Source organism: Streptomyces sp. SID5643 (assembly GCF_009872555.1).
GTDB classification, from domain to species: domain Bacteria; phylum Actinomycetota; class Actinomycetes; order Streptomycetales; family Streptomycetaceae; genus Streptomyces; species Streptomyces iakyrus.
In genome coordinates this window covers 1-7,103 of sequence record NZ_WWIC01000179.1, presented here as the reverse complement: position 1 = coordinate 7,103, position 7,103 = coordinate 1, and the positions used below count along the sequence as shown (strand labels likewise).

Here is a 7,103-nt window from a genome sequence, read left to right as displayed (position 1 = left end):
CGCCCGGCGCGCTCGGTGGCCCGCCGCGGCCGGACCAGCAGCGCCAGCCCGCCCAGCAGACCGCCCGCGCTCGCACCGACCAGGCCCGTCACCCTGGCCGGGGCGGAGGACGGCTCGGTGGGCTTCACCGCCCGGGCGAACTGCTGGAGTTCCACGTGGGTGGACTGCTCGGCGTCACCGGCGTGCCGGGTCAGCGCGCGGGCCACGGCGTTGGCCATGTCGGCGGCGGCGTCCGGACGGGAGGAGGTGGCCGTGACCGCCACCATCGGCGCGTCCGGCGAGGTCGCCGTCCGCACGCTCTCCCGCAGCGTCTGCACGGGTACGCCGGCCCACACCTGGGCGTCCCCGAGCACCGCGAGCTGCGGGGCGACCCGGCCGTAGGCCTGGGCGAAACCGAGAGCGGTGGCGGTGTCGGACTTCTCCGTCGGCACGGCGACGACATAGCTGGTCGCCGTGTACGCCGGCGTCCTGACCAGGCCGTACGTGCCGCCGAGCAGACCGCCTGCGACGGCCCCGGCCGCCAGCAGGGACCAGGGAGGGAGAGCCCTGGTGAGGGCGGTGACCTGGCGGTGCTGCCTTGCGGGGGTGTCGGTCATGAGGTGCGGGCTTCCTGGAGGGAGGGGGGCAGGGGGCGGGCGACCGCGGCGGCGTACACGTCCATGAGCCGGGCGGCGCTGCGGGTGATGCAGTAGTGGCGGGCGGCCTCGGGTGCGGTGCGCGGGGCGGGGGCCTGCCGTCGTACGTCCGTCAGGGCGCGGGCGTAGGCGTCGGGTCCGCCGGTGACGCGCCGGGCGGCGGGCGCGGCGGACGGCGGCAGGTCCTCCAGCGCCGGGCAGGAGGCGTAGAGCACCGGCAGGCCGGACGCCAGGGCCTCCACGATCGCCAGGCCGAACGCCTCCTCCGGGGACGGCGAGGCGAGGACGTCCATCGCGGCGGTCAGCGACGGCAGGTCGGGGCCGGGCGTGCCGTCCGGGACGCAGGGGCGCTCGCCCGTGAACAGCACACGGTCGGCGACCCCGGCCGCACGGGCGGTGCGACGCAGCACGTCCTCCTCCGGTCCGCCGCCGACCAGCAGCAGCCGGTGGTCGGCGGGGAGTTGCGCCAGCGCCCGGACGAGCACGCCGAAGCGCTTGCCTGGGGTGAGGCGGCCGACGGCGCCGATGACGTAGGCGTCGTCCGGCAGGCCGAGCCGGCGGCGGGTCTCGTGACGGCGGGCCGCGTCGAAGCGGAAGCGGGCCACGTCGATCCCGTTGGGCACGACCTCGATCCGCGGCCCGGGCACGCCCCAGCGCTTCAGCCGCTCCGCGACCGTGGGCGACACGGCGACCGTCGTACGTCCGAGCCGCTCGCCCGCCAGGTACAGGGCGCGCACCCCGGTGTTCAGGGGGCGGCCCTCCATCTGCGAGTCGCCGAGGGAGTGCTCGGTGGCGACGACCGCCCGGACCCCCGCGAGACGCGCGGCGATCCGGCCGTAGAGGCAGGCCCGGTAGAGATGGGTGTGCACGAGCTGGTAGCCGCCCGAGCGGATGACCCGCACCAGGCGGGGCAGCGCGGCCAGGTCGCGGTTGCCGGCCATGCCGAGGTCGAGGACCCGCACCCCGTCGGCCGCCAGACCGGCGGCCACCGTGCCCGGGTTGGTCAGCGTCACCACGTCGCAGTCGAGGGGCAGGTGCCGCAGCAGCAGCCGCAGTTGCTGCTCGGCGCCACCCACCCCGAGGCCGGTGATGATGTGCAGGGCCTTCACCGCGGCTCCTCCACGGGTCGGCGGCGCAGCCGGTGCAGCCGGTACTTCAGGAACAGCCGCGCGGCGGTGTCGTTCTGGCCGATGTGCACCCGGGGGAGGGCGTGCGGACCACCGAGCGGGCCGGGGTCGATGGCGCAGGCGTACGCGTACCCGGCCTCCCGGACGGCGTCGACGGCCCGCCGGTCGAGCGTGCCGTACGGGTAGCAGAAGCCGGCGGGCTCGGCGCCGGTCAGCTCCGCCAGGACGGTCCTGCTGCCCCGGGCTTCCGACTTCAGCGTGACGTCGTCCGCCTTGGTCAGGTCGACGTGGGTGAGGCCGTGCGAGCCGATCTCGACGCCCTCGGCCGCGGCCTGCCGGACACCGTCGGCGGTCAGCAGCCGCTTGCGCGGGCCCAGCGGGTCCCAGGCGTTGTCGCCGCCGAGCCGGCCCGGCAGCACGAACAGGGTCGCGCCGCAGTCGTGCCGGCGCAGGACGGGCAGGGCCTCGGAGACGAAGTCGGCGTAACCGTCGTCGAAGGTCAGCCCGACCAGGTCACGGCCCTCGCCCCGGGCCCGGGCGGCGAGCAGCTCGGCCATGGACACGCCCCGCAGCCCGCGCCGCCCGAACCAGCCCAGCTGCCGGTCCAGCCGCTCGGGCGTGACCGTGATGCGGTAGGGGTCGTCCGTGGCGTCGCCGACGGAGTGGTACATCGCGATGAACGGGGCCGGACCGGGTCTGGTGCGGGTGCCGGTGTGCGGGGAGTCAACGGGAGCGGCCATGAGGGAGCCTTCGTGAGACGGAACGGAGGGATGCCAGCGCGGTGACGCAGCCCTGGTCGCCCAGGGCCCGGCCGAGCAGGAGGAAGACGGCGCCGATGGTGAGCGCGCCGGTGAGGAGGGAAGGGACGGGAGCGGAGGCCTGGCCGGCGGCCCAGACACCGGCGGGCGTCGCGACGGCCGCCGCCCCCACGGGCCTGCTCAGTTCGGCCAGTACGCGCCGGACGCGGACCGGGATGCTGCGCGGGCCCATGCCGGAGAGCAGCAGGGCGGCCGTGACGGTGATGCCCGCGGCGTTGGCCGCGGCGATGCCCATGACCCCCCAGGGGCCAACCGCTCCCACGCCGATCCCGCCGGTGACGGCGAGACCGACGGCCATCGCACCGAGCGGGTACCAGGTGACGCGCCCCGCCGAGAAGTACGAGCGGATCAGGGCGCCGACCAGGGTGTGCCCGAGCAGGCCCAGGGCGTACACGCGCATCACCCGGACCGTCGCCGCGGTGTCCTGGCCGGTGAACGCGCCCCGCTGGAAGAGCAGTTCGACGATCTGCGGGGCGCAGGCCACGACGACGGAGACACCGGCCAGCATCACGCACGCGGCCAGGGCCAGGTCCCGCTCGACCCGGTCGCGGGCCCGCTCGGTGTCCCCGTCGGCCAGGGCGCGCGCGACCACCGGGAAGGTGACCGTGCACAGCATCAGCGACAGGGTCATGGGGATCTGGGCGATCTTCTGCGCGTAGTTCAGGTGCGAGATGGCACCGGAGGGGAGCGTGGAGCCGAGGAACCGCTCGATCAGCACCTGGGACTGCCGGCACAGCGCGAACAGCAGCACGGCGGCGAGCAGGGCGACCCCCATGGGACGGTCACCGCTCTGCGCACCGGTGGATCCGGCCACGGTGGATCCGGCCCCCGGCCGGGCCCGCAGCAGCCGCCACAGCACGGGCAGTTGCGCGACGACCATCAGACAGCCGCCGACCGCCACCCCGGCCGCCGCCGCGCGCACGTCCCACCGACTGCCCAGGACGAGGACGCAGGTGATGATGCCGGTGTTGTAGACGACGTAGATGGCCGCCGGCGCCAGGAACCGGCGGTGGGCGCGCAGGGCCGCGCTGCAGTACCCGGCGAGGCCGAACGACAGCACGCAGGTGGCGGTGAGCCGCGTGCAGTCCACGGCGAGCGCGGGATCGGGCAGGCCCGGCGCGAGGACGCGCACGACCTGCGGGGCGAAGGCCGCCAGCAGCGCGGCGACGGCGGCGAAGGCCAGCGCGAGCCGGGGCAGCGTACCGGCGACCAGCGTGCGGACGGGGTCGCCGGGCACGCCCTGCGCCCGCCGGGCCAGGGCCACGCTGAACGCCGGGATCAGCGCGATGGCCAGCCCGTCCTCGATGAGCAGCGTGGCGGCGAACTCGGGCACGGTCCACGCCACGAGGAACGCGTCCGTCGCACTCCCGGCCCCGAACATCCGGGCCAGCGACTGATCCCGCACGAGCCCGAGCAGCGCCCCGGCGAAGGAGAGACCAGCGGTGATCGCAGTGGCCCGGGCGAGGAACCCCCGGGTGACGGGGGTGTCCGCGGGGGAGGGGCGGGGGGCGGCCGGCACAGGATCGGCAGCAGCAGCCCCTGGGAGGGCCGGGGGTTGGTGAGGGGTCGTGGTCGGGGGGAGTGCTGGGGTCTCGTGTGGGGGCGTGGCCGGAGGGATGGCCGCCGGGTCGTGCGGCGTGGTGGCCGGGGGGACGGTCGCAGGTTCGTGCGGGGTGGTGGCCGGGGGCGCGGTCGCAGGTGTGTGCGGGGGAGTGGCCGGAGGGCTGGCCGCCGGCTCGTGCGGGGGAGTGGCCTGGGGCACCGTCGTAGCTTCGTGCCGGGTCAGGGCCGGGGGGAGGGACGGAGGTTGGTGCGACGTCGCCGCGGGAATGGACAGAGGCTCGTGCGGGGTCATGGCCGGGGGCACGGTCGTCAGTGGGTGCCGGGTTGTGGCCGGGGACACGGTCACGGGTGCGTGCCGGGGCGTGGCCGCGGGGACGGCCGCGGGGACGGCCGCGGGTTCGTACGAGTCCGGGGCCGGGACCGGAGGGATGGCCGCAGGCCCGGGCGGGGCTGTGGCCGGAGGTACGGCCGCAGGTTCGTGCGAGTCAGCGACCGGAGGAACGGACGCAGGTTCGTGCGAGTCAGCGACCGGAGGTACGGCCGCAGGTTCGTGCGAGGCAGCGACCGGAGGAACGGACGCCGGCTCGTGCGGAGTCGTCGCTCGTGGAATGGCCGGAGGCGCGGCCCGGGGGATCGTCGGTCCGCCGCCCGGGTTCGTCTGTCGGGGCGTCACCGTCATCGCGTCGGGGCCTCCTTCGCCACAGGCCGGGCGGCCGGCCCGGGCCGGTCTCGGCCCGTCGTCTCCGGGGCGGCCGCGTCCGCCAGGCCCCACCACGCCGTCAGCCCGAAGCACATCGCCGTGAGGACGGTCGACGGGCCGCCGATGTCCGCGTAGGCGAAGTCCGTCAGCTGCCAGACCAGCAGGCCGCAGGCGACCAGACCGCAGTCGAGGCCGGGTGCGCGGGCCCGCCGGGTCCGCCACAGGGCGCGCACGGCGCACACGAGCAGGGCCAGCCAGCTGCCCGCCAGCGCCAGCAGCCCGATCAGCCCCTGCTCGGCCAGCACGAGCAGGTACATGTTGTGGGGGGAGAGCAGCGGCTGCTTGCGGAAGGCCGCGCCAGCGCCCTCCGTGTCGCTGCCCGCCGAGAGCGCCAACGAGGCGTGCGCGTCGCGGTGTTCGGGGAAGCCCTTCAGGCCCACGCCGGCCAGCGGATGCTCGCGCCACATCCCGGTCGCCGCCGCCCACATGGTGTACCGGTCGGTCACCGACTGGTCGGGCGCGTCGGCGACCTGCGTGATGCTGCTGATCCGCTCCTGCAACATCGCCGTACCGACGCCGAAGCCGCCCACCAGGATCACGCCCGCCGCGACCACCACGGCCCCGGCCGCGAGCGCCCGCCGCAGCCCGGCCAGCAGGAGCTGCACCGCGCACGTCACCGCCGTCGCGATCCACGCCCCGCGGCTGAACGACAGCGCGAGCGGCGCCAGCAGCACCAGCGCGCAGGCCAGGGCGACGACCCGCTGCCGCACCGGCGCACTGCCCAGCGCCAGCCCCACCGCGCACACCAGCCCGAGGGAGACGACCGTGGCCATCCCCATCACGTCCTGCGCCCCGAACGTGCCGACCGCCCGCACCGGCCGGCCCTGGTACGAGGCACCGGTCCCGGTCGCGTACTGGTGCACCCCGACCGCCCCCTGCCACACCGCAAGCCCCACGAACGACCAGGCCAGCAGCCGGAAGTCGCCCCGGTCCCGGACCAGCAGCAGCACGGCCGCCGGAACCAGCACGAAGACCTGGAGGTAGCGGCCGAGGCCGGTGAGCCCGTCGCCCGGCGACACCGCCCCCAGGGCGGCGACGGCGACGCCGAGCACCGGAAGCCCCAGCACCAGGGCCGCCGTGGGGGACAGGGGACGCCGCCGCTCCCGTGCGAGACGGACCACGCAGAACAGCACGGCCAGCGCAGACATCGCGTCGGCCGGTCCGGCACCGCCCTCGCCGCCCGGCCCCAGCGGCAGGGCGAGCAGGACCACGACGGCCGGCAGCGCGAGGACGGGCGCGGGGGCCCCGACCCGGGTCATCCGCTCAGCTCCCCGTCGGACGCACGAGCGCGGCCGCCGTGCGCAGCAGGATGCAGACGTCCTGCCACAGCGACCAGTCGTCGATGTACGCGTTGTCGAACCGGGCCCGGTCCTCGATCGAGGTGTCCCCGCGCAGCCCGTGCACCTGGGCGAGACCGGTGATGCCGGTCCGGACCCGGTGGCGGGCGGCGTAGCCCGGGTGGGTCTGACCGAACTGTGCGACGAAATAGGGGCGTTCCGGCCGCGGGCCGACCAGGCTCATGTCGCCCCGCAGGACGTTCCACAGCTGGAGCAGCTCGTCCAGGGAGGTGCGGCGCAGGAAGCGGCAGAACCACGGCATCTGGCGTTCGTCCGCCACGCTCCAGCGGGTCGCCGACTCGTGCGGGTCGGCCGGGCGGTGGGTGCGGAACTTCAGCAGCGTGAAGGGCCGACCGTGCCTGCCGATGCGCTCCTGCCGGAAGACGACCCCGGGCCCGCCGCTCAGCCGCAGCACCCCCGCGCACACCAGCAGCAGCGGGCTGACCAGGAGCAGCAGCGCTCCCGACACCACGACATCCAGCGCCCGCTTGCCCGTCCTGCCCCGCTGCTGCGTCCCGAGGTCCAGGCGACGGCAGGAGAACCCGGCGAGCCGGTCCCCGGCCCGGTACGACGGCACGTCCGGGTCGACCTCCCACACCGTGCAGCCCGACTCGGCCAGAGCCCGCAGCAGCGGCCCCTGTCCGGCCCGCAGGGAGGGGCGCACGGCCAGCACCTCGCGCACTCCGTTCTGGACGATCGCCCGCTGGACCTCCTCGCCCGTGGTCAGCACGGGCAGGCCCCCGCTGCCGTCCGGCTCGTCGGCGACGACGCCCACCGGCCGCACCCCGTCGCGCGGATGACGCAGCACGGCCGCGGCCACCCGCTGCGCGGTCGCGGCGGGCCCGACCACGAGCGCGGCCTGC

The 7,103-nt window shown here is 76.0% G+C and carries 6 protein-coding genes; all 6 read right to left on the bottom strand.

Going from position 1 to position 7,103, the window contains the following annotated elements:
- Positions 1-596, bottom strand: a 596-nt coding sequence (locus GTY56_RS21405; protein WP_161366977.1) for a lipopolysaccharide biosynthesis protein, incomplete at its 3' end; no start/stop codon positions are given.
- Entirely contained in the window at positions 593-1,744 is a 1,152-nt protein-coding gene (locus GTY56_RS21400) for a glycosyltransferase (protein ID WP_161366976.1), read from the bottom strand. The genes GTY56_RS21400 and GTY56_RS21405, both read right to left, overlap by 4 nt.
- Entirely contained in the window at positions 1,741-2,502 is a 762-nt protein-coding gene (locus tag GTY56_RS21395; RefSeq protein ID WP_161366975.1) for a polysaccharide deacetylase family protein, read from the bottom strand. The genes GTY56_RS21400 and GTY56_RS21395 overlap by 4 nt, the downstream gene beginning before the upstream one ends.
- Entirely contained in the window at positions 2,486-4,198 is a 1,713-nt protein-coding gene (gene murJ / locus GTY56_RS21390) for a murein biosynthesis integral membrane protein MurJ (protein ID WP_524540123.1), read from the bottom strand. Before murJ ends, GTY56_RS21395 begins: the two co-directional genes overlap by 17 nt.
- Before the next feature lie 620 nt (positions 4,199-4,818).
- Positions 4,819-6,162, bottom strand: a complete 1,344-nt coding sequence (locus GTY56_RS21385) for an O-antigen ligase family protein (protein WP_161366973.1) — start codon at positions 6,160-6,162, stop codon at positions 4,819-4,821.
- 4 nt (positions 6,163-6,166) lie between these two features.
- A partial coding sequence (locus GTY56_RS21380; RefSeq protein WP_161366972.1) for an exopolysaccharide biosynthesis polyprenyl glycosylphosphotransferase occupies positions 6,167-7,103 on the bottom strand: 937 nt, incomplete at its 5' end.

Bases quoted from the DNA above. Each gene is read 5' to 3' on its own strand.
- GTY56_RS21385 (WP_161366973.1), bottom strand. From the start codon at position 6,162: ATGACCCGGGTCGGGGCCCCCGCGCCCGTCCTCGCGCTGCCGGCCGTC.
- GTY56_RS21395 (WP_161366975.1), bottom strand. From the start codon at position 2,502: ATGGCCGCTCCCGTTGACTCCCCGCACACCGGCACCCGCACCAGACCC.